General features: G+C 64.0%; 20 protein-coding genes and 1 tRNA gene. 17 read left to right on the top strand and 4 right to left on the bottom strand.

The window, feature by feature from the left end:
* Nucleotides 1-28 precede the first annotated feature (28 nt).
* From QMK31_RS01190 to QMK31_RS01170, 5 genes are all read left to right on the top strand, one after another.
* On the top strand, nucleotides 29-199 hold the full coding sequence (locus QMK31_RS01190; RefSeq protein WP_283499132.1) for a hypothetical protein: 171 nt from the start codon (nucleotides 29-31) through the stop codon (nucleotides 197-199).
* Between the two features lie 348 nt (nucleotides 200-547).
* A complete protein-coding gene (locus QMK31_RS01185) occupies nucleotides 548-928 on the top strand; it encodes a hypothetical protein (RefSeq protein ID WP_283499131.1) in 381 nt (126 codons plus the stop codon).
* A 104-nt stretch (nucleotides 929-1,032) separates the two neighbouring features.
* Complete coding sequence (locus QMK31_RS01180; RefSeq protein ID WP_283499130.1) at nucleotides 1,033-2,172, top strand: LolA family protein; 1,140 nt, start codon at nucleotides 1,033-1,035, stop codon at nucleotides 2,170-2,172.
* A gap of 43 nt (nucleotides 2,173-2,215) precedes the next feature.
* Complete coding sequence (locus QMK31_RS01175) at nucleotides 2,216-3,184, top strand: ABC transporter ATP-binding protein (protein WP_283499129.1); 969 nt, start codon at nucleotides 2,216-2,218, stop codon at nucleotides 3,182-3,184.
* Entirely contained in the window at nucleotides 3,171-4,043 is an 873-nt protein-coding gene (locus tag QMK31_RS01170) for an ABC transporter permease (protein ID WP_283499128.1), read from the top strand. Before QMK31_RS01175 ends, QMK31_RS01170 begins: the two co-directional genes overlap by 14 nt.
* Before the next feature lie 139 nt (nucleotides 4,044-4,182).
* Here the strand turns inward: QMK31_RS01170 and QMK31_RS01165 are convergent.
* Nucleotides 4,183-4,267: transfer RNA gene (locus QMK31_RS01165), tRNA-Leu, on the bottom strand.
* Between the two features lie 106 nt (nucleotides 4,268-4,373).
* On the opposite strand from QMK31_RS01165, the gene QMK31_RS01160 reads away from it, so the two are divergent.
* The 3 genes from QMK31_RS01160 (at nucleotide 4,374) to mshC (ending at nucleotide 8,017) form a co-directional block, all read left to right on the top strand.
* Nucleotides 4,374-5,741, top strand: a complete 1,368-nt coding sequence (locus QMK31_RS01160; RefSeq protein ID WP_283499127.1) for a M20/M25/M40 family metallo-hydrolase — start codon at nucleotides 4,374-4,376, stop codon at nucleotides 5,739-5,741.
* Nucleotides 5,742-5,816: 75 nt separating this feature from the next.
* Nucleotides 5,817-6,671 (top strand): undecaprenyl-diphosphate phosphatase, encoded by an 855-nt coding sequence (locus QMK31_RS01155; RefSeq protein WP_283499126.1) that lies wholly within the window; start codon nucleotides 5,817-5,819, stop codon nucleotides 6,669-6,671.
* Nucleotides 6,672-6,730: 59 nt separating this feature from the next.
* Nucleotides 6,731-8,017, top strand: coding sequence for a cysteine--1-D-myo-inosityl 2-amino-2-deoxy-alpha-D-glucopyranoside ligase (mshC, locus tag QMK31_RS01150; RefSeq protein ID WP_283499125.1), 1,287 nt, complete (start codon nucleotides 6,731-6,733; stop codon nucleotides 8,015-8,017).
* Nucleotides 8,018-8,037: 20 nt separating this feature from the next.
* Here the strand turns inward: mshC and QMK31_RS01145 are convergent, their stop codons facing one another.
* Nucleotides 8,038-8,997 (bottom strand): PAC2 family protein, encoded by a 960-nt coding sequence (locus tag QMK31_RS01145; protein ID WP_283499124.1) that lies wholly within the window; start codon nucleotides 8,995-8,997, stop codon nucleotides 8,038-8,040.
* 80 nt (nucleotides 8,998-9,077) lie between these two features.
* Here QMK31_RS01145 and QMK31_RS01140 point away from each other — a divergent pair, with 80 nt between their 5' ends.
* The 9 genes from QMK31_RS01140 (at nucleotide 9,078) to lnt (ending at nucleotide 19,505) form a co-directional block, all read left to right on the top strand.
* Entirely contained in the window at nucleotides 9,078-9,845 is a 768-nt protein-coding gene (locus QMK31_RS01140; RefSeq protein ID WP_283499123.1) for an HAD family hydrolase, read from the top strand.
* A complete protein-coding gene (locus QMK31_RS01135; protein WP_283499122.1) occupies nucleotides 9,842-10,843 on the top strand; it encodes a tRNA (adenine-N1)-methyltransferase in 1,002 nt (333 codons plus the stop codon). The genes QMK31_RS01140 and QMK31_RS01135 overlap by 4 nt, the downstream gene beginning before the upstream one ends.
* 130 nt (nucleotides 10,844-10,973) lie before the next feature.
* Nucleotides 10,974-11,918: an FKBP-type peptidyl-prolyl cis-trans isomerase gene (locus tag QMK31_RS01130; protein ID WP_283499121.1), complete on the top strand. Its 945-nt coding sequence runs from the start codon at nucleotides 10,974-10,976 to the stop codon at nucleotides 11,916-11,918.
* Nucleotides 11,919-11,931: 13 nt separating this feature from the next.
* Nucleotides 11,932-14,073, top strand: a complete 2,142-nt coding sequence (locus QMK31_RS01125; RefSeq protein WP_283499120.1) for a helix-turn-helix transcriptional regulator — start codon at nucleotides 11,932-11,934, stop codon at nucleotides 14,071-14,073.
* A 2-nt stretch (nucleotides 14,074-14,075) separates the two neighbouring features.
* Nucleotides 14,076-14,390, top strand: a complete 315-nt coding sequence (locus QMK31_RS01120; protein ID WP_283499119.1) for an Asp23/Gls24 family envelope stress response protein — start codon at nucleotides 14,076-14,078, stop codon at nucleotides 14,388-14,390.
* A 34-nt stretch (nucleotides 14,391-14,424) separates the two neighbouring features.
* Complete coding sequence (tatA, locus tag QMK31_RS01115) at nucleotides 14,425-14,682, top strand: twin-arginine translocase TatA/TatE family subunit (protein ID WP_283499118.1); 258 nt, start codon at nucleotides 14,425-14,427, stop codon at nucleotides 14,680-14,682.
* Between the two features lie 46 nt (nucleotides 14,683-14,728).
* Nucleotides 14,729-15,481 carry a twin-arginine translocase subunit TatC gene (tatC, locus tag QMK31_RS01110; protein ID WP_283499117.1) on the top strand — a complete coding sequence of 251 codons (753 nt, stop codon included), beginning with the start codon at nucleotides 14,729-14,731 and terminating at the stop codon, nucleotides 15,479-15,481.
* A gap of 30 nt (nucleotides 15,482-15,511) precedes the next feature.
* Nucleotides 15,512-17,971 (top strand): DEAD/DEAH box helicase, encoded by a 2,460-nt coding sequence (locus tag QMK31_RS01105; protein ID WP_283499116.1) that lies wholly within the window; start codon nucleotides 15,512-15,514, stop codon nucleotides 17,969-17,971.
* Complete coding sequence (gene lnt, locus QMK31_RS01100) at nucleotides 17,928-19,505, top strand: apolipoprotein N-acyltransferase (protein ID WP_283499115.1); 1,578 nt, start codon at nucleotides 17,928-17,930, stop codon at nucleotides 19,503-19,505. The genes QMK31_RS01105 and lnt overlap by 44 nt, the downstream gene beginning before the upstream one ends.
* Nucleotides 19,506-19,601: 96 nt before the next feature.
* On the opposite strand, the gene QMK31_RS01095 is transcribed toward lnt, so the two are convergent.
* Together QMK31_RS01095 and QMK31_RS01090 are read right to left on the bottom strand one after the other, a co-directional pair.
* Nucleotides 19,602-19,970 (bottom strand): RNA polymerase-binding protein RbpA, encoded by a 369-nt coding sequence (locus QMK31_RS01095; RefSeq protein ID WP_092107959.1) that lies wholly within the window; start codon nucleotides 19,968-19,970, stop codon nucleotides 19,602-19,604.
* Between the two features lie 112 nt (nucleotides 19,971-20,082).
* Nucleotides 20,083-20,847 carry a glycerophosphodiester phosphodiesterase family protein gene (locus QMK31_RS01090; RefSeq protein WP_283499114.1) on the bottom strand — a complete coding sequence of 255 codons (765 nt, stop codon included), beginning with the start codon at nucleotides 20,845-20,847 and terminating at the stop codon, nucleotides 20,083-20,085.

Genomic DNA, 20,847 nt, shown 5'->3' with positions numbered 1-20,847 from the left:
TGACGGGCAGCGCCAGCTTTTCGACCCAATGACGCAGGAACGTCGCCCCGGCCTCATCGTGGATCTGATCGCGATCACAACGACCGGATACGGTCGGTCCAGAATTCCGTCGGAGGGCGCACATCCACGGGGAGACGCCGTAACCGGCGTCGTGCAGGTGGTCAGCCGTACGATAATCGCTGCGGGAATCGCCCACTGAGCGCCACAGCCGGGGCTGCGGTCTGCGCTGCGCGAAGCAGGCCAGCGCGCGCTTCGCTGCGTGGTCCTTGTTGAGGGTGACCGATTCGAGATCGTTCGAAATAGTCGTGGCGTCCAACCGAAACGGAATCTCACCGGAGGCATCCGCTAATTCGAGCTCGTTGAATCGCACGCCGAGGCCGTGTTGCACCGTCGATGACCGCCGACGGCAGTGCACGGGTTCGGTCGACGACCACCTCACCCATGCCGTCTTGCCGGATCGCAAACCACACAGCGCCCCGCGCGCAATCAGCCGGTGACGACAAGCGGATGCTGCACCCGTAGGCACAAGCGCCTATCGTTGCCTGTGATGATTACGCGACGAGAAGTAGCACTGCGCCTGGATATTCCCTTGGAGATGGCGGCTCGCCACGGCATTCCCTCTCGCCTGAGCGAGGGCCAGCTTGCCAAACTCGAGGCTGAACCGCCGGCCTGGCTGGTGCAATCGCGCGCCAATCGCACCGGCAAGAAGCCAGTTTGGGTGCAGCTCACCTGCACGATTTGTGGCTACACCGAAGCCGTCCGCCCGAAGAAATGGTGGCCGGTGTTCACCTACATCAGTTGCTCCAACCACGGTTTCGATGAGCTGCCCGCACCCGCCGCCGGTTTTGGCCGCACCGAGTGCGACGGCATCGGCAGCCAGTTCATCGGCATCACCGACGACGCGCCGACCCCGATCGAATCGGTCTGACCTCCCGTCGTACGCGCACCTGTAAATACGCTGATCGAGCAGCCTTCAGGCATGCTTGGGGCGTACGATCCGGGTATGAATCCGAATGCACGAGGTCGTTGATCATGTCTCACAATTCTCTCCGCTGGCTCCCCGCCGTCATCGTGCCGGCCGTTGTTGTCGCCGCCGTCATCGCCGTGCCGCTCCAAGCCGGCGCTGCCGTCGACCTGCCCGATAGAACTCCAGAGCAAGTGCTGCTGCTCGTGAACGACAGCGCCATGTCCACCTTCTCCGGAACGGTCACCCAGTCCGCTGATCTGGGGCTTCCGTCCCTCGAACTCGGGGGCATGGGAGGGGGCGCCGCCACCGAATCGTCGACAGCGTCAGCGGCCGGGGCGCTGACAACGGCCCTGGAACTACTCAGCGGTTCGCACGATTTTCGGGTGTACGTCGGAGGCGAAAATCAGTCGCGTGTGCAGATCAAGGACCGCATGGCCGAACGCGACGTGATTCATAACGGCAGCGATGTCTGGCTGTACGACTCGAGCAGTAACGAATCGACCCACCTAAGCGTCCCGCCAGACGTCTCCGCAACCGCCGAGGCGAAACTGGGCGAACTCAAGTCGCAGCTGCCCACCGACCTGTCCACACCGTCCCAGCTCGCCGAGCGCTTCTTGAACGATCTCGAACCGAGTACGACGGTCTCGGTCGGCACCGACGCCCGAGTGGCCGGGCGCAGCGTGTACCAGCTGGTGCTGACACCGCAGGCAACGGATACCCTCGTCGCCTCCGTGTCGATCGCGGTGGACGCCGAGACCGGCCTGCCGTTGCAGGTGACCGTGCTGGCGGAGGGGCAAAGCACACCGGCCCTGCAGGTCGGTTTCACCGCCATCGACTTCGCGGTTCCGGATCCTGCACTGTTCGACTTCGTGCCACCAGCGGGGGCTACGGTGACGGAACAAATCGTTCCGGAGATGTCCGACAGCGCTGCCGGGAATGGTGCGGTCAAACACCCCGGTGACCACAGTGCAGCGGCGGGTGCGGTTCCCATCATCACCGGAACCGGCTGGTCCAGCATCATCGAAGTGCCAGCAGCCGCGGTACCGGCCGAACTGGGTGACAACCCCATGTTCGACCAGCTGACGACGTCCGTTGCCGGAGGGCGCGCCCTGACAACGTCCCTTCTCACGGTGTTCCTAGCTAGTGATGGTCGCGTCTTAGCCGGCGCGGTCCCTCTCGCCCGACTCCAGGCAGCCGCCGAGTGATTTCTCCAGCGATGCTGGTCACCAAAGTTACTTACACCACGCTGTGACCAGCGCTGCCCCGGAGCGGGACCTTGCCATCGAGAGTCGGGGTCTGACCAAACGGTTCGGCAGGCAGACCGCTGTGGACAACATAGACCTCGCGGTTCCCCGTGGCTCCGTCTTCGGTTTTCTCGGCCCCAACGGTTCGGGCAAGACCACGACGATTCGCATGCTGCTCGCACTCACCCAGGCCACGAGCGGCACGATTTCCGTGCTGGGCCACAGCATGCCGGGCCGACTCCACGACGTGCTTCCCCGGGTCGGCGCCCTCGTTGAAGGGCCGGCCTTCTATCCCTTTCTCTCCGGCGCGGCCAACCTGCGCCGACTCGATACCGCCGACCGACATGCGCCGCGGAGCACCCGCGGCGCCCGGGTGCAGTTCGCCCTCGAACGGGTCGGGCTCTCCCACGCGGCCGACAAGAAGGTGCACGCGTATTCGCTCGGCATGAAGCAGCGACTTGGCATCGCCAACGCACTGCTGCTCCCACGGCAGCTGCTGGTCCTCGATGAGCCCACGAACGGCCTTGATCCGCAGGGCACCCGAGAGGTGCGCACTCTCGTGCGTTCCCTGGCGGCGGAGGGAACGACCGTGTTCGTGTCCAGCCACCTGCTCGCCGAAGTGGAGCAGATTTGCACCCACGCCGCCGTGATGAGCGCGGGCAGGATCGTCGCCCAGGGCACCCTGGCGGCGCTGCGGCAGGTCGGGGACACCCGGGTGCGCGTGCGCACCCCGGATGCCGCCGGTGCGGTCCGCGTGCTTACCCACCTCGGGCTGGAGCCAACCCCCGCTCCCAATGACCGTGCCGATTCGGACGTGGTCGCGCCGCTTCGTGGCTCCCACTGGCAGGCGGAGGCCATCGTGACGGCCCTCGTCGCCGGTGGGGTTCGCATCCGTGGTTTCAGCATCGAGGAGCCGAGCCTCGAAGAACGCTTCGTCGCCTTGACCGGGGAGGGTTTCGATGTCGTCCAGTGACGTTCTGACGCCGGAAAGCGCAGCCATCCCCGCCCGCCGCGGGGGCGGCTGGGACCTGCTCGGATCCGAAATTGCCGTGCTGTTTCGTCGTCGTCGCACCTGGGCCATGCTCGTCGCCGTTGCACTGATCCCGGTCCTGCTCGCCGTCGCGGTGCGGTTGTCGTCGTCGACGCTGAACCCGGGGGAGGGGCCGCCCTTTCTCGATCGGGTGACTCAGAACGGCCTGTTCGTAGGCTTCACCGCTATGGTCGTCGCCATACCCCTGTTTCTGCCCCTCACCGTGGGCGTGGTCGCCGGAGACACGATCGCCGGAGAGGCCGGCCTCGGCACCCTGCGCTACCTCTTGGTGGCGCCGGCCGGTCGGGTGCGGCTGCTGCTGGTGAAGTACGCCGGTGCGGCATTGTTTTGCCTCGTGGCGACGTTGACGCTCACCCTCTCCGGAGCGCTCATCGGAGCCGCCCTGTTCCCGGTCGGCCCGGTCACCCTGTTGTCTGGCGACACCATCAGCGTGGCCGAATCACTGCTGCGATCGCTGTTGGTGGCCGCCTATGTCACCGTCTCGCTGCTGGGCCTGGCGATGATCGGGCTGTTCATCTCCACGCTCACCGACGTTCCCGTGGGCGCCATGGCGGCGACGATCGTGGTCTCGGTTGTCGCCCAGATCCTCGATGTCATTCCGCAGCTGTCCTGGCTGCATCCGTGGCTGTTCAGCCATTATTGGCTCGGCTTCGCCGACCTGCTCCGTCAGCCCCTCGACCTGGGCTCGTTCGGCCAAAACGCCATCGTGCAGGTGGGCTACCTGGCCGTGTTCGGCGCGTTGGCCTACAGCCGGTTCGTGACCAAGGACATCCTGTCCTAAATCGCCCCCGAAAAAAACATCGCGAAAAAGACACAATCTTGAGAATATACAGCGATAACGAGACAAGGCCGGATCCATGGGATCCGGCCTTGTGAACTGTCTCAACCAGTCCTCGTTGATCTCCCGAAAGAAATCTCCGTGTCCGAGATGGGAATTGAACCCACACGCCCTTAACGGGCACTGGCACCTCAAGCCAGCGCGTCTACCAATTCCGCCACCCGGACTGGGTGAAACGGCCTCCGGATGAACCGGCTGCCGAGGTAATAACTTAGCACGGTTTCCAACCCTCCCTGTGTCACTGCCACCGGCAGCGACCGGTAGCGTTTGACCATGGCTTCCTTTCCGAACGTGCCCCCTGCTCCGCATTCCGCTCATTCAGCGGGCCCGTCCCGCGCAGATGCTCCCCAGGAACTTGACCTGACCGCTGAAATCGCGCGTGATCTCATCCGTTTCGACACCACGAACTTTGGTGAGGGTCGTTCCAACGGCGAGACGGATGCCGCCGAGTATGTTGCCGAGAAGCTGCGCGCCCTCGGCCTCGCCCCCGAGCTGTTCGATTCCGAACCGGGCCGCACCAGTGTGGTCGCCCGGGTGCAGGGACGGGACGACTCCCGGCCGGCACTGGTCGTGCACGGCCACCTCGACGTCGTGCCGGCCGATGCGGCCAACTGGAGCGTCGACCCGTTCGCTGGTGTCATCAAGGACGGTCTGTTGTGGGGCCGTGGCGCCGTCGACATGAAGAACATGGATGCCATGATCCTGGCCTCGCTACAGGACGTGATCAGCGCGCAGGGTGCGCCGGAACGAGACCTCGTCATCGCGTTCTTCGCCGACGAGGAAGCTGGCGGCGTGCTCGGCTCGCATTTTCTCGTCAACGAGCACCCGCACCTGTTCGACGGGGCTACCGAAGCGATCAGCGAAGTCGGCGGCTACTCGATCACCCTCGGCGGAAAACGTGCCTACCTGCTGCAAACCGGCGAGAAGGCGCTGATCTGGGTCAAACTCGTCGCCCGCGGCGAGGCGGGGCACGGCTCCCGCATACACCCGAACAACGCCATCACCCGGCTCGCTGAGGCTGTGGCCAAACTGGGGCGCCACGAATGGCCGATCCGCCTGACCGACACGACCGAGCAGCTGCTCGGTGAGATCGCCCGCATTCTCGACGTTGACCCCCAGCGCGTCGGCCCCGACGAGCTCGCCCTGGCGACCGGGACGGCCTCGGGCTTCATCCAGGCCAGCCTGCGCACGACCGCTAACCCGACCGGCCTCACCGCCGGTTACAAGCACAATGTCATTCCCGACACGGCTGAGGCCCTCATCGACATCCGCTCGCTGCCCGGCGAGGAGGACCTCGTACTCGCCCAGATTCAGGAGATTATCGGTTCCGACATCGACATTGTCACCATGCACCGCGATATCGGTCTGGAAACCGAATTCAGCGGTCCACTGATCGACGCGGTTGTGGGAACGTTGGAACGCCACGACCCCGGCGCACCGGTGTTGCCTTACCTGCTGCCGGCTGGGACCGACAACAAGGCGCTCAGTACCCTGGGAATTAAAGGGTACGGTTTCGCACCGCTTCGCCTCCCCGCCGACTTGGACTTTCCTGCGATGTTCCACGGAGTGGACGAGCGGGTACCGCTGGACGCATTAGTGTTTGGCAGGCAGGTTTTGACCGACCTGTTGTCAAGCTATTGACGAGGTGAAGTATCGCTCGGCGCAGCCGGGCGCGGATTCCCTGAGTCTTCGAAGTAATCCGAGAAAGCGAAGTGTGTGGACTTTCTGAATGCGATCATCCTGGGCCTGGTTCAGGGACTGACCGAGTTTCTCCCTGTGTCGTCGAGCGCGCACATCACCATCGTCGGCCAGTTTCTCGGTACCGGGGAAGACCCAGGCGCTCGATTCACTGCAATCACGCAGATCGGCACCGAGGCAGCCGTAGTCATATTCTTCTGGCGCGACATCGTGCGCATTATCGGCCAGTGGGCCAAATCCATTACGGGCCGAGTCCCTCGTGGGGATCCGGACGCCCGGTTAGGCTGGCTGATCATCCTGGGCTCGCTGCCCATCATCATTCTCGGCTTGCTGTTCCAGGACCAGATCGAAACAGTACTTCGCTCACTCTGGATCACCGCCACCATGCTCATCGTCTTCGGTGTGCTGCTCGGCATTGCCGACTACGTCGGCGCCAAACGGCGCAAACTGCAAGACATCACCGTCGGTCACGGCGCGATCTACGGCTTCGCGCAAGCGCTCGCTCTGATTCCCGGCGTGTCTCGGTCTGGCGGAACCATCACCGCCGGCCTGTTCCTCGGCTATGAGCGCGCTGCAGCTGCTCGCTACGCCTTCCTGCTGGCGATTCCTGCCGTACTCGGGAGCGGCTTCTTCCAGGTTTACAAATCCATCGCTGAGCCCTGCCTGGCCGGTGCGACCACCTGTACCCCCGAAATCTTTGGACCGCTCGAAATACTCGTGGCCACGATTATTGCCTTCTTCGTGGCCCTCGCCGTGATCGCCTTCTTCATGAACTACATTTCCAAGCGCAGTTTTCTCCCGTTTGTGATCTATCGCATCGTGCTCGGCATCGTGCTTTTCGTACTCCTCGGCACCAACGTCATCTCCGCGTAGCCGTTTCCGCCGCGATGACGCCTGCGAACTGATCGCCCGAGCGAAGCTAGGCTGGTCGAATGCGTGCATGGGAACGACCCGACCTAGTCTCTGTCCCCGGTGAGTCGAGTGCCCCCTGGCTTCACGACACCAAAACCGACAGCCTCGTGCTGGCGCTGCCGCTGGCTGCCGCCCGGCTCTACGTCTGTGGCATTACGCCATACGACGCGACCCATATCGGCCACGCCAACACCTATCTGGCCTTCGACACTCTTCAGCGGGTCTGGATCGACGCTGGTTTTCGTGTGCACTACGCCCAGAACGTGACGGATATCGATGACCCGCTCCTGGAACGGGCGACCGCCACCGGCGTGGACTGGCGTGATCTGGCTGAGTCTCAGGTCGAACTCTTCCGCACCGATATGGAAGCGCTCGGCATAATCCCACCGAACGATTTCGTCGCTGTGACGGAGGTCATCGACGAAGTCGCCACGGCCGTGGCGCTGTTGCAGCAGGCTGGACTCGCCTACGCTGTGCCGACCGAGGACGCCATCGCCGGCGCTGACGGAACGATCGCCGCCGACCTGTATTTCGACATTCGTGCCGCTGAAAACTGCACGGATTGGACGCTGGGCGACGAGAGCAACCTCGATCTGGTCAGCATGCTCCGCTTATTCGCCGAGCGCGGGGGAGACCCCGACCGGGCCGGAAAACGGGATCGCCTGGATCCGCTGCTCTGGAAAGCCGCACGCAGCGGGGAACCAGCCTGGGAATCGGCCGTCGGCGCAGGGCGCCCGGGGTGGCACATCGAGTGTTCGGTCATCGCCCTCAAAGAACTCGGCACCGACTTCACCGTGCAGGGCGGCGGTTCAGACCTGATCTTCCCGCACCATGACATGAGTGCCGGGCACGCTCAGGCGCTGTCCGGTCATCCGCTTGCCGGTGTCTACAGCCACACCGGTATGGTGGCCTACCGTGGCGAGAAGATGAGCAAGTCGCTCGGCAACCTCGTTCTGGTCTCCAGGTTGCGAGCCGGCGGTTTTGACCCGCGCGCGATTCGACTGGCTCTCCTGGCGCGGCACTATCGCACCGACTGGGAATGGACCGCTGCGCTGTTGGACGAGGCGGTTGTGCGTCTGTCGGTGTGGTCGGCGGCCTTCGGCTCTGCGACCGTGAACCCGGGCGCAGCCAGCCCGGCGGCGGCCGGCTCGTCTGCCGCGCTCGTGCAGGCCCTCCGGCTTGCGCTCCGCCATGACCTTAACACTCCGGAGGCCCTGCAGCTCATCGACGACGCGGTCGATCTGCCGCTCGACGACCTGGACCTGATCAATCGTGCGATCAGCGGGCTGCTCGGTGTGGCGCTCTAGCGCTGGCTTGCTGGGTGCGCCTAGTGTCGGGGCCCGTCAGGCCTGCTGCCTGGGCCATCCGGCCGACCGTCGGGTCGGCCATCGGCGCGTCCGTCGCTGCCGCGTTTGCGCAGGTATTTCTCGAATTCTTGGGCGATAGCTTCGCCGCTCGCCTCCGGCGAGTCGACCGTATCCCTCGCCTGCTCGAGCTGGGCGATATACGCCGCCATTTCCTCATCTTCGCCGGCGAGAACGTCGATCCCTGTCTCCCATTCGGCGGCCTCTGTCACCAGCACACCCCGGGGGATCACCACGTCGATGACTTCTTCGAGCTTGTCGATCAGCGCGAGCATCGCCTTGGGCGACGGGGCATTATGCACATAGTGGGGGACGGATGCCCAAATCGACAGAGTAGGAATTCCTACCGTCTCGGCGGCATCCGACAGCACGCTGAGAATACCGACCGGCCCTTCGTAGTTGCTGCGTTCGATCTGCAGTTCAGCCCGCACCTGCGCATTGTCGCTAGAAACGAAGATCGAAATTGGACGGGTGTGGGGAACGTCGGCGAGCATCGCCCCCAGGAACACCACGCCGCTCACGTCCGCCGCCAGGGCCGCGTCGAGAATCTCTGCGGCAAAACTCTTCCAGCTGCGCGACGGCTCCGTACCGATCAGGAGGTAGATGTTTCCTGCGTTGGTCCCGCTGACGCGTAACTGCGCGTCTTCGGCCAACGGAACGCTGACCGCACCGGGGGTTTTCGGCCCGTACATGATCGCGCCCGGCCAGCCAAGAACGCGAACGCCATCTTCATTGTTCGAGACGGTGGGTCGGTTGAACTGATAGTCAAAGTACAGTTCCGGATCGACTTCGGTGATCACCTCAACGTCGAGCAGGTCCTTGAGCGCACGGACGGCACCCGTCGCGGCCTCACCGGCATCATTCCAGCCTTCGAAAGCGACGACGAGAAGTCGTCCACCCAGAAACCCATTACCGTCAGCCACCGTGTTCGTCCTCAATTCCTTCGGCCTTCCGCGTGGACGGCCTCAGTCAAGGATAGGCGGTGGCCCTACACTTGAACCCCGTGAACGTTTTTCCTGTGCCGCTGCCAACGCCCGCCTCCCTGCCCGCCGCCGTCCTGTGGGACATGGACGGCACAATCGTCGATACCGAACCGTACTGGATGCGGGCGGAAACCGAACTTGTGACCGAATTCGGCGGGGTCTGGACTCACGACGACGGCATGTTGCTGGTCGGGTCCGGGCTGTGGAATTCCGCAGCGATTCTGCAATCCCGAGGCGTGGATCTCTCCCCGGATGCCATCGTGGCCCGGCTTACCGATCGGGTGCAGGAGCAACTGGCCGAACACGGCATTCCGTGGCGTCCCGGATCCCGCGAGCTACTGCAGGAGCTGAAAGATGCCGGCGTCCCGACGGCACTGGTAACCATGTCGGTGGAGCGCATGGCCCGCCAGATCATCGACCTCATCGATTTCGCCGCCTTCGACGTCGTCGTCGCCGGCGATATGGTCGCCAACAGCAAGCCCCACCCCGACCCGTACCTGGTCGCCGCTAAACGCCTCGGCGTCGACCCGGCCGAGTGCATCGCAATCGAGGATTCCGTGCCCGGCGTCGCGTCCGCTGTTGCTGCCGGCACCATCACCATCGCCGTTCCGCACCAGATCGACCTGCCGGAGAGCGAGTATTACACCCGCTGGTCTACCCTCACCGGGCGCACCCTCGGCGACATTGTCGCGCTGTACGAGTTCTCGACTCGTTCCGATTCGTCCTCTCCGGTTCATCCTCTCGCCCCCACCGGGTCCGCCCGAAACGAAAGCGCACCACTCGCATGAGCAACAACCAGGTCATTCAAAACAGTGGGCTCTTTCGCATTGGCGACCGTGTGCAACTCACCGGGCCGAAGGGGCGGATGAACACCATCACGCTTCAGGACGGCCTTACCTTTCACACGCACCGCGGCATCCTCGCGCACGACGACATCATCGGGCAGCCAGACGGATCCGTCGTCACGAACAATGTCGGGGTCGAACATCTGGCGCTGCGACCCCTGCTGGTGGATTTCGTGATGAGCATGCCGCGCGGTGCGGCCATCATCTATCCCAAGGACGCTGCCCAGATTCTGGCGCAGGCCGATATTTTTCCCGGCGCAACGGTCGTCGAGGCCGGCGTCGGTTCGGGGGCGCTGTCGCTCTGGCTGCTGCGCGCAATCGGCCCGGCTGGCCGCCTCGCATCCTTCGAACGCCGGGAGGAATTCGCCGATGTGGCCAGAGACAATATCGCCACCTTTCTCGGAAACGACCCGGAGAACTGGACGATCACGCTCGGTGACCTCGCCGAAACGCTGCCAGACACCCTGCCGGTGCACAGCGTCGACCGGGTCGTGCTGGACATGCTGGCGCCTTGGGAATGCCTCGGAGCCGTCTCCGACGCCCTCAAACCTGGGGGAGTGCTGCTCTGCTACGTAGCCACGGTGACGCAGCTCTCTCGCGTGGCTGAAGCCATTCGCGGCACCGGGTTCTACACCAACCCGGATTCCAACGAAACGATGATTCGCGGCTGGCATGTCGAGGGGCTCGCCGTGCGGCCGGATCATCGCATGATCGGTCACACCGGCTTCCTCATTACCGCTCGACGTCTGGCCCCCGACACGATACTTCCCGAACTGAAGCGACGACCGTCCAAAACAGATTTCAGCGACGCGGATGTCGAGGCCTGGACCCCGGGAGCGCTCGGCGAACGCAACGTGAGCGCGAAGGTTATGCGCAAACGCGTTCGGGCGGCCGGATCGAGCGCAGAGCTTTCCAAGGCTCGAGACCTCGACGCCGGTTAGGATAGGCCCCGGCCCTTTTGGTTGTAGTGCGCCTAAGCCACGGCCATCATGCGCCCTCAGCACCCGTACCGCCCCTCAAACCCGCGCAGCAGATCCACGCTGCAGCAACCCAGTACCGAAAGAAGGACTTGTGCGCAAAGCATCCGCGCTGATCATCACCGCCGGCCTCGTGATGACGGCACTGACCGCGTGTGCGAGCCCCGGCTCGGCTCAAGCCAGCTGTGACAGCACGACCACAGCGGGCGCGGCTACAGATCTGGTTTCGGTCACCGGGGACCTCGGTACCGCCCCCGACGTCAACTTTCCGACGCCGCTGAAATCGGCCACCACTCAGCGCAGCGAAATCATCGCGGGTTCGGGGGAGAAGATCGTTGCCGGCCAGCTGATCTCTGCTGAGATTAATATTTACAACGGAACCAACGGCAATGTCATCGCGCAGGGCGCCTATGACGAAGCCAACGCGCCCCTATTCCTGCTAAATGGCGCCGATATCAGCGGCATCACGGACGGGCTGCTCTGCGCCCGAGTTGGTGAACGCGCCGTGATCGTTGTGGCGCCCGAGGACGGATTAGCGGGTACAGACACTCTGCCAGCGGGTGTCGCACCGACCGATACCCTCGTCGTCGTCGTCGACGTCGTCAAGGCTTTCCTCCCCCGTGCGAACGGTGTGGACCAGACAGTCGCCAACGGCCTGCCCGCAGTGGTACTCGATGAAAACGGTGTCCCGGGAATTGTCGTACCGGGCGGCGACGCGCCGACCACGCTCGAAGTCGGCGTGCTGAAGAAGGGTGCCGGGGAAAAGATCGAGGAGGACTCAAACGTTCTGGTAAACCTCATTGGCGTTCTCTGGAAAGACAAAACGGTTCTGTCCTCGACTTGGAGCGACGGCTCGCCCACCCAACTGGTGCCCAACGGGGTTATCAAAGGGCTGGGGACATCGCTCATCGGACAGACGGTCGGCTCGCAGATCGTCGCCGTGATCCCGCCCGACCAGGGCTACGGAGCCACCGCAACCGATACCATCCCGGCCGAGTCCACTCTCGTCTTCGTTGTCGATATTCTCGGCGTCAACTAAATCGGACCGTCTCATGCCAATCCAGCCGGGATCTAAGCCCTCGGAAAGCCTGAGCGAGCGTAAGCCGGCGTCTGTCACGGCTCCGGAGCGACTATTCAGCCTCGTCTTGGCTCTCGTCGCGACGGAAGCGGGCCTGACCAAGGGTGACATCCTGGCCAACGTGCAGGGATACCGCCAGCGGTTTGCCGCTAACGGTTCGAACGAGAGTCTGGAACGCCAGTTCGAGCGCGACAAGGACGACATCCGCGAATTGGGCATACCGCTGGAAACCATTGAGCCCCCGGACGATCCTGGCAGCAACCACTTTCTGCGCTATCGAATTCCCAAGGGTCTCTATGATCTGCCCGCCGATGTCACCTTTACACCGAACGAGGTATCCCTCCTCAAACTGGCAGGCACGGTCTGGCGCGAAGGGTCGCTGTCCGGGGAATCCCGCCGGGCCTTAATGAAGCTGAACTCCCTCGGGGTGGAATCGAGCGAACCGGTTCTGGGTTATGCGCCTGTGCTTCGCACGAAAGATCCGAGCTTCGACCCCCTGAGCAGGGCCCTCGACCGGTCGCAGGTCGTGGCATTCCTCTATCTCAAACCCGGAGAGACCAAGCCTGCACGTCGCGTGGTCGCGCCCCGGGCGCTCGTGCAGCATGAAGGGCGCTGGCACCTGTATGCCACAGATGAGGCTGTTCGTGCCTCTCGGACCTTTCTGTTGGCGCGCATCGTCGGTGCAATCGCTGTGGTTCCCAACGCGATTTTCGTTCCGAACAGTGACGGCACGAACAGCGGCGCCACCGACAGCGCAACGGCCCTCGCCGAGCTCGACGCCTTGTGGGCCAGTAACTCCGCGCGCATCGTCGTTCTACCGCAGTCAGACGCGGCTGTGCGGCTGGGTGCCCGGCAGTCAACACAGAACACCAGTGGTGCGCAGACGCTGTCCACGGACGACGCGCTCACCCTGCACTTCACCGACCTGAATATCTTCGCCGACGAATTGGCAGCATTCGGCCCGGAAGTGTTCGTCGAGAGTCCCGTCAACCTGCGCGCCGCGGTGCGAGAACGGCTGGTCGCCACCCGAGACGCCCACGCCAACGCGCTGCCCGAGGCCGTGACCGGTCGCAAACTTCGCCGCCGCACGCCACCCGCGCACCTCCAGCCGGTCAAAGTCGCCAACCAACCTCGTGTCGCCGGCGACCAGCTGACCCTGTTGCTCTCTCTCGTTCCGTACCTCATCGACCAGGGGCCGGTCACGGTCACCGAGGTAGCTGAACAGTTCGGCCTATCCCCAGACCGAGTGCGCGGGCTGGTGCGCCTCATCGCGCTGTCCGGCATTCCCGGGGAAACCCGTCAATACCTGCACGGCGACCTTTTCGACATCCTCTGGGATGAATTCGAGACGAATGATCGCATCGTGCTTACCCACCAGGTCGCGATCGACGATTCTCCGCGATTCTCGGCCAGGGAGGCCGCGGCCCTCATCGCCGGACTGCAATACTTATCAGCCCTGCCCGCCAATGTCGATACCGACGCGATCGCCTCGCTGATGGCGAAGCTGACCCGCGGCGCCTCCGCCCCGCCCACCCAGGTCGCCGTGGCACAGCGCGATGCCGGAACAACGCGCGGCATCGTGCAGAAGGCTCTGACCACTCAGATGCAGGTCGACTTCGACTACCTGAACGCTCGCGGCGGGCAGGAACACCGACTGGTCGACCCCCTGCGCATCGAATCCATCGACAGCGACTGGTATCTGCGCGGGTGGTGCCACCTGCGCGAAGCGGTGCGCACCTTCCGGCTGGACCGTATGAGTGCTCCTCACGTCACCGCGACGCCACGCAGCACCCACGCCGCCGATCTGCTGCTGCCCGACGCCCTGTTTCAGGCGTCCACCGACGATGTCGATGTGCGACTGGAGCTCGCGACCACAGCGCTGCCCCTGCTGGCGGATTACCGGCCCGAACGATCAGAGCCGGTCGGTTCGGGCGCACGCACCCGCACGACCCTGCGCGTTGCCCATTTCCACGCGCTCAAACGACTGGTCACCGGCCTGGCCGGAATCGTCACCGTGCTCGAACCGTCCGAATCACGCCGGGTGGTGGCTGAGTGGGCTGCAGCCGGGCTCGCGCAGTACGACGCTGCAAATCAGCCGCCGACGGCAACGGACTAGCAATGCCGTGGTGGTCGTGGGTGCTCATCTGGTGCGGCCTCGTGCTGGGCCTGATCGCCGTGCTCAGTTGGTGTGCGGTCGTCCTCTACCGCAAGGCGCTTGGTACCCTGCGGGCGGTTGAGGCCCTCAGCGATCAGATCTCCGCACTGGACCATGATCAAACGCACCCGGCGGCCACGTTCACCCCGGCCGTATTCGCCGACTCTGCCGAGCTGCGTGAGAACGTCGAGCAGCGGCGAGTGGAACGTACCCGCCGACGCCAGCTGCGTCGCGATGCGCTGATCGTGCGGGGTAAACTGATGCGAAACGTCCGCTAACCGCCACGCCCGCCAAAACAGAGGACACGCCCTCATGCTGCAAAACCTCACCGGATGGCATTTCCTGATCATCCTCGTCGTCGTCCTGCTCCTCTTCGGTGCGCCCAAGCTTCCCGGACTCGCTCGCAGCCTCGGCCAGTCGATGAAGATCTTCAAGAGCGAGATCAAGAGCGATGCTGTCGATCCTGATCCCAACGCCCCGACTCCGTCGGCGAGCACCACGGGCAATGACGCATCGAAGACGTCCGGCCCGACGGCGGCCGGCCCAGCCGATCCCGCCGTCAAGCCTTAGCACCGTGGCGGTCCGCTCCCGACGAAGTGCGACCGAAGCGGGAAAGATGTCGCTGGGGCAGCATCTGATCGAACTTCGCAAGCGCCTCTATCTGGCGGCGGCCGGTCTTCTCATCGGTGCCATCGCTGGTTGGTTCCTCTCGGATTTTGTATGGGATCAGTTGCGCGAACCCATTTACGCCATCATCAACGCGCAGCATCGCAACGCCCAGATCAACTATCCCGACATCACCAGTGCCTTCGACCTCAAGCTGAAGATCTCACTCTACGTCGGTCTGATCGTTTCCAGCCCGGTGTGGCTTTATCAGGTCTTCGCTTTTCTCGTGCCTGGGCTCACGCGTACCGAGAAGAAGTACACCTTCGGATTTCTCTTTACGGCTATACCTCTGTTTCTGGCCGGCTGCGCGGCGGGTTGGATCGTGCTGCCGCACGTCGTGGAGCTTATGACGAGTTTCGCCCCGACCGAGGACTCCGCGTTCATCAACGCGCAGGGCTACTTCGATTTCGTGCTCAAGCTCGTGGTAGCCATCGGTATCGCGTTCGTGCTGCCTGTCTTCATCGTGCTGCTCAACTTCGCCGGCGTTATCAGTGCCGCGTCCATAATCAAATCCTGGCGCATCGCGATACTGGTCATCGTGCTCTTCACCGCGATCGCCACTCCGGCCGCCGACGTGGTTTCGATGTTCCTGCTGGCCATTCCCATGGTCATGTTGTACTTTGCCGCCTATGGCATCGCCTGGCTGCACGATCGGCGCGCGGCCCGAAAAATGCTCGCGTTCGAAAAAGAACTCGCGCTCTAGCGCCTTGATGCAGCGACTGTTAAGGACCCCGTGACGCACACCCAATCGCCAGCTGAACGGTACGCAGCCGCACGCACCCGGGCCGGCCAACCAAGGCTGCAGGCCTTCGAAGGCGGCCTCAAATTCGACCTCGATCCCTTCCAACGCGAGGCCTGCGCCTGCCTGGAGACCGGCAACAGTGTGCTCGTGGCTGCCCCGACCGGTGCCGGCAAAACCATCGTGGCCGAGTTCGCCATCTACCTGGCCATGCAGCAGCCTCGCGCGAAAGTGTTCTACACGGCACCGATGAAGGCGCTCAGCAACCAGAAGTTTCAGGAATTCGTCGCCGAGTACGGCGCTCACCAGGTGGGACTACTAACTGGAGACAGCAACGTCAACCCGGGCGCGCGCATCGTCGTGATGACCACCGAAGTCCTCCGGAACATGCTCTACGCCGATTCCGACCTGCTCACCGACCTCGCGTTCGTCGTCATGGATGAAGTGCACTATCTCGCGGACCGTTTTCGCGGAGCCGTGTGGGAAGAAGTGATCATCCACCTGCCGCAACCGGTGCGCATGGTGTCGCTCAGCGCGACCGTGTCGAACGCCGAGGAATTCGGCGACTGGTTGCAGGCGGTCCGCGGAGAGACCGACGTGATCGTGTCTGAGGAGCGGCCGGTCCCGCTTGAACAGCACGTGCTCGTCAAGAACAATATGCTCGACCTGTTCGATTCCACCGGTCTGATCGGTACTCACCGGGTGAACCCCGAACTCGTTCGGCTGGCCCACGCCGGGGGACGCTCGGCCGGCGGTCGCGGCAGAGGTTCCGGCCGTCAGGGCGGCACCTCTGGCGGCTATCGGGGGCATGACAAGCAGCGCCCGCAGTTTGATGCCGGTCGCATGGATCGCGGCGATATCGTGCGCATGCTCGACGGCAAACATCTGCTGCCGGCGATCTTCTTCATCTTCAGCCGGGTTGGCTGCGACCAGGCCGTGCGTCAGGTTCTTCGCTCCGGGGTGCGTTTGACGCAGGAACACGAGCGCGATGAAATTCGCCGAATCGTCGACGATCGGTGCCGCACCCTGCTCGACGAAGATCTCGGCGTGCTCGGTTACTTCGAGTGGCTGGATGGGCTCGAACGCGGTGTCGCCGCCCACCACGCCGGTCTGCTTCCGGCGTTCAAGGAAGTCGTGGAGGAGCTGTTCCAGAAGAAGCTCGTCAAAGCGGTGTTCGCGACCGAAACGCTTGCGCTCGGCATCAACATGCCGGCCCGCACGGTCGTTCTCGACAAGCTCGAGAAGTTCAACGGCGAGGCTCGGGTTCCGATCACCCCGGGGGAATACACCCAGCTGACCGGACGGGCCGGTCGCCGCGGCATTGACACGCTCGGCCATTCGGTCATCCAGTGGGCGCAGGGCCTCGATCCGCAGGCCGTTGCCTCGCTCGCCTCCCGGCGCACCTACCCACTGAATTCGAGTTTCAAACCGACCTACAACATGGCCGTCAACCTCATCGACCAGTTCGGTGTCGTGCGCACCCGCGGTGTGCTGGAGTCGTCGTTCGCGCAGTTTCAAGCCGATCGCGCCGTCGTCGACCTAGCCCGTTCTGTGCGCCAGCAAGAGGAATCTTTGGCCGGGTTCAAGACCGGAATGACCTGTCACCTGGGTGATTTCGAGGAGTACTCAGCGGTTCGTCGCCGTCTCACCGAGGTGGAACGCGCCGGCGCCAAGGCCGATAATTCTCTCCGCGGAGAGCGCGACAAGCGCCAGCGGGAGGTGGCCAGCCTGCGCAAGCAGATGCGGGCGCACGGCTGCCACCACTGCCCCGACCGGGAGGCGCACTCCCGGTGGGCGGAACGATGGTTCAAGCTCAAACGGCAAACGGATGCCCTCAACCAGCAAATCTCGCAGCGCACCGGAGCCATAGCCCGCGTTTTCGACCGGGTGACCGATGTTCTGCTCGGCTACGGGTACCTCGAATCCGATGCCAGCGGCGCCATCGCGCTCAGCGAAAGCGGACGCATCCTGCGCCGCATTTACGCGGAACGCGACCTTCTCGTTGCTGAGTCCCTGCGCCGGGGTCTGTGGCACGAACTCGATGCCGCGAGCCTTGCAGCGATGGCGTGCGCGCTCGTCTTCGAGCCGCGACGGGAAGAGGGACTCATCGATGCCCGCTACCTGCCGAAGGGGGCATTCCGACCCGCCCTCGACGAGACCCAAGATCTGTGGAGCCGCATCGACGACCTCGAACGCGATCACAAACTGCCCGGCAGTAATCCGCTTGCGGTAGGTCTCAGCCTGGCCATGTGGAAGTGGGCTCGCGGTGCGTCGCTGAGCGATGTGCTCTACGAAGCAGAGATGGCCGCCGGTGATTTCGTGCGCTGGACCAAGCAGACCATCGACCTGCTCGACCAGCTCTCCATTGCCGGCGACGGACACGTTGGACCGACCGCCCGCACGGCCATGGATGCCATCCGTCGCGGCATCGTCGCGTACTCCTCGGTGGCTTGAACCGGCCATGTGGGGGAGTGAGCGTGCGTTCAGCCTGCCGTTGTGGGCATCCGTTCTCGTTGCGGCGGGTGCCGGAGCGATTCTCGACGCCGGTTTCCCGGATCGAGACTGGTGGTTTCTCGCGCCCGTGGGCGTCGCACTCATGCTGCTGGCGCTGCTCGGACGCAGCCTGGGTACCGGGCTGCTCGTAGGGTTAGTCGCTGGGTTGTCGTTCTGGCTGATCCACATCTTTTGGATCACGCTGTACCTCGGCCTGGTGCCGTGGTTCGCGCTCGGCGGGCTGCAGAGCCTGTTCTTTGCGGCCGGACTCGGACTCACCGCCGTCGTGCTGCGGCACGGTCACCTTGTGTGGCCGGGCGTCGGAGGCCGTCTCGGTGTTATGCCGGTCATTGTCGCCGGTCTGTGGACGGCGCGTGAGGCCATCAGCGCGGTCTGGCCCTACGGTGGCTTCGCCTGGGGTCGGATCGCGCTGTCGCAGTCGGAGAGCCCGTTTGGACCACTCGTTGCCTGGGTGGGCTTGTCCGGGTTGAGCTTTCTCATGGTCTGGCTGAGCGCCATCGCCGTGCAGCTGTGCCGCGAGCCCGAACTGGCCCGCACCCTGCGCGCGGGCGTTGCCGTCGGAGCTGTCGCCCTCCTGCTCGCCATCCCGGCCTGGCCGACTGTCCAGACCGGTACGACCCGCCTGGCCGCAGTGCAGGGCAACGCGGATGCCGGACTGTTCGCCGAGTACGCTCCTGGTCAGATCCTGGAGGACCACACCTCGGCCACCCTGCCCCTGCTCGGCGAAACGGTTGATTTCGTGGTGTGGCCGGAGAACGCGAGCGACGTCGACCCCACGCAGTCGGCTGCCGCCGCTCAGATTCTCGACTACATCAGCACCGAAATGGATGCCCCGCTCATCACGGGCACCATCACCCGGCCAGAAGACACCTACTACAACAGTTCGCTGCTTTGGAAAGCCGGCCGGGGGGCCGTCGACGTCTACGACAAGATTCATCCGGTACCGTTCGCGGAATACATGCCGGATCGTGCCTTTTGGCGACCTTTTGCCCCCGACCTGATCGACCTCATCGGCCGGGACTACGGCATTGGAACCCGAGACAACATCTTCGACATTGACGGTGTCCTGGCCGGCATCGCGATTTGCTTCGACATCGCAGACGATCAGCTCGTGCACGAGATGATTGACGGGAACGCCCAGATCATCCTCGCCCAGACCAACAACGCCGACTTCGGCCGCACCGACGAGAGCGTGCAGCAGCTCGCCATAGCCCGGCTGCGCGCGCTGGAAACCTCACGCACGGTGGTGAACATCTCCACGGTTGGGTCGAGCGCCATCATCACTCCCGACGGACAGACGTTGGATAGCCTGCCGACCTTCACGGCGGGCGCTATGGTGCAGACCGTGCCGCTCAGCGACGCCGTTACGCCAGCGATGCTGGCCGGCCGAGGCTTGGAATGGCTCGTCTCGGGACTGGGCCTGGCCGGCCTGGCGCTCTGCAGCGGTGCCGCTCGGCGACGGCACCGCCGCTAGCCGTTCCGGGATATCGAACGGCCTTGCTGGAAAGGCTTGGTTAACCAACGACGACCCCGCCACGGGGTGCGGGGTCGTGCGGAGTGCAACCGGCGGTCAGGCGCCGATCTTTTGCTGGCCACCACGGCGCAGACGCAACACGGAGAGGCGCTCTTCGAGCAACTCTTCGAGTTCGTCTCTCGTGCGGCGTTCCAGCAGCATGTCCCAGTGGGTCCGGGGTATCTTCTCGTCGGAGTGGTCAACGATCACCGGCAGGGAGTCGACGAGCCGGGTCGCCGTCCGTGCACAGTACTTGCATTCCCATTCGTCCGGAGCCTCAGCTTCGGCCGAAAAAATCATTACCGTCTCTCGCCCACACGTCTCACACCGATAGGTGTGCGGAACTCGGGGGGAGAAGGTGACGCCTTCTTCGCTCTGTAGGCTTTGTGCGCCTAATCTCATGCCACGCAAACTGCGGTCAGCCATAGTGTGGTCTCCTCTCGCTCGCAATCACGGGTCCGATCACGACGCTTTCACAGTTGTAAACCATCAAGCTGGGTATTAACCTTCCCGGACCCCCTGTTCTGGGAGGTAATTCTCAGGTTCGGCGAGTAATGGCGGCAACTGCCAGATCTGTGCGGTCTGTGACCAGTCCGTCGACGCCGAGGTCGAGGAGGCGAATCATGTCGAGGGGGTCGTTGATGGTCCACGCGTGCACCTCGACTCCTGCTCTGTGCATCATCGTGATGAAGCGAGGCGTAATGATTCGCACGGGCCCGGCTCGCTCGGGAACCTGCACGGCGACACAGCCCTGGAGGGTGCGGCGGACCAGGGCGGTGAGTCCCAGATTCGCCGCCGCCACAGCCCGACCCACGAGGGGCGCGGATGCCGACGAGACCACTCCGGGCAGCAGGCTAACCACGTGTCGGCGGCGTTGTTCATTGAACGAGGTAACGAGCACCCGAGCGGTCGCTCGCTGGGCCTTGATCGCGCGAGCGGCCGGTTCCGCGGCGGCATCCGTTTTGATATCAATATTGAATAATGCGGTGGGAAAGGCCTCGAGTGCTTCCGCTAGGGACGTGAAACCCTGGCCGTAGCCCAGATTGATGTGTCTCAACTCGGCCATGGTCAGCTGGTCGATGCGCACGTCCCGTCCTAGGCTCGCCAGGACCGGATCGTGGCTGATGACGGCCACACAGTCCAGCGACACGTGCACGTCGGTTTCCAAGTGGGTGGCTCCGACCGCGAGGGCTTTTACGAAGGCCAGCAGGGTGTTTTCCGGCGCATCCTGTGCCAGGCCGCGGTGGGCGAATACCCGGGGCGACGGTGCCGTTAAGAACTCCGACTGTGGGCTTTCTACCAC

The sequence above is a fragment of the Cryobacterium sp. PH31-O1 genome (assembly GCF_030063455.1).
Taxonomy (GTDB): domain Bacteria; phylum Actinomycetota; class Actinomycetes; order Actinomycetales; family Microbacteriaceae; genus Cryobacterium.
The sequence above is the reverse complement of the archived record's forward strand: the minus strand, read 5'-3'. Positions and strand labels throughout refer to the sequence as shown.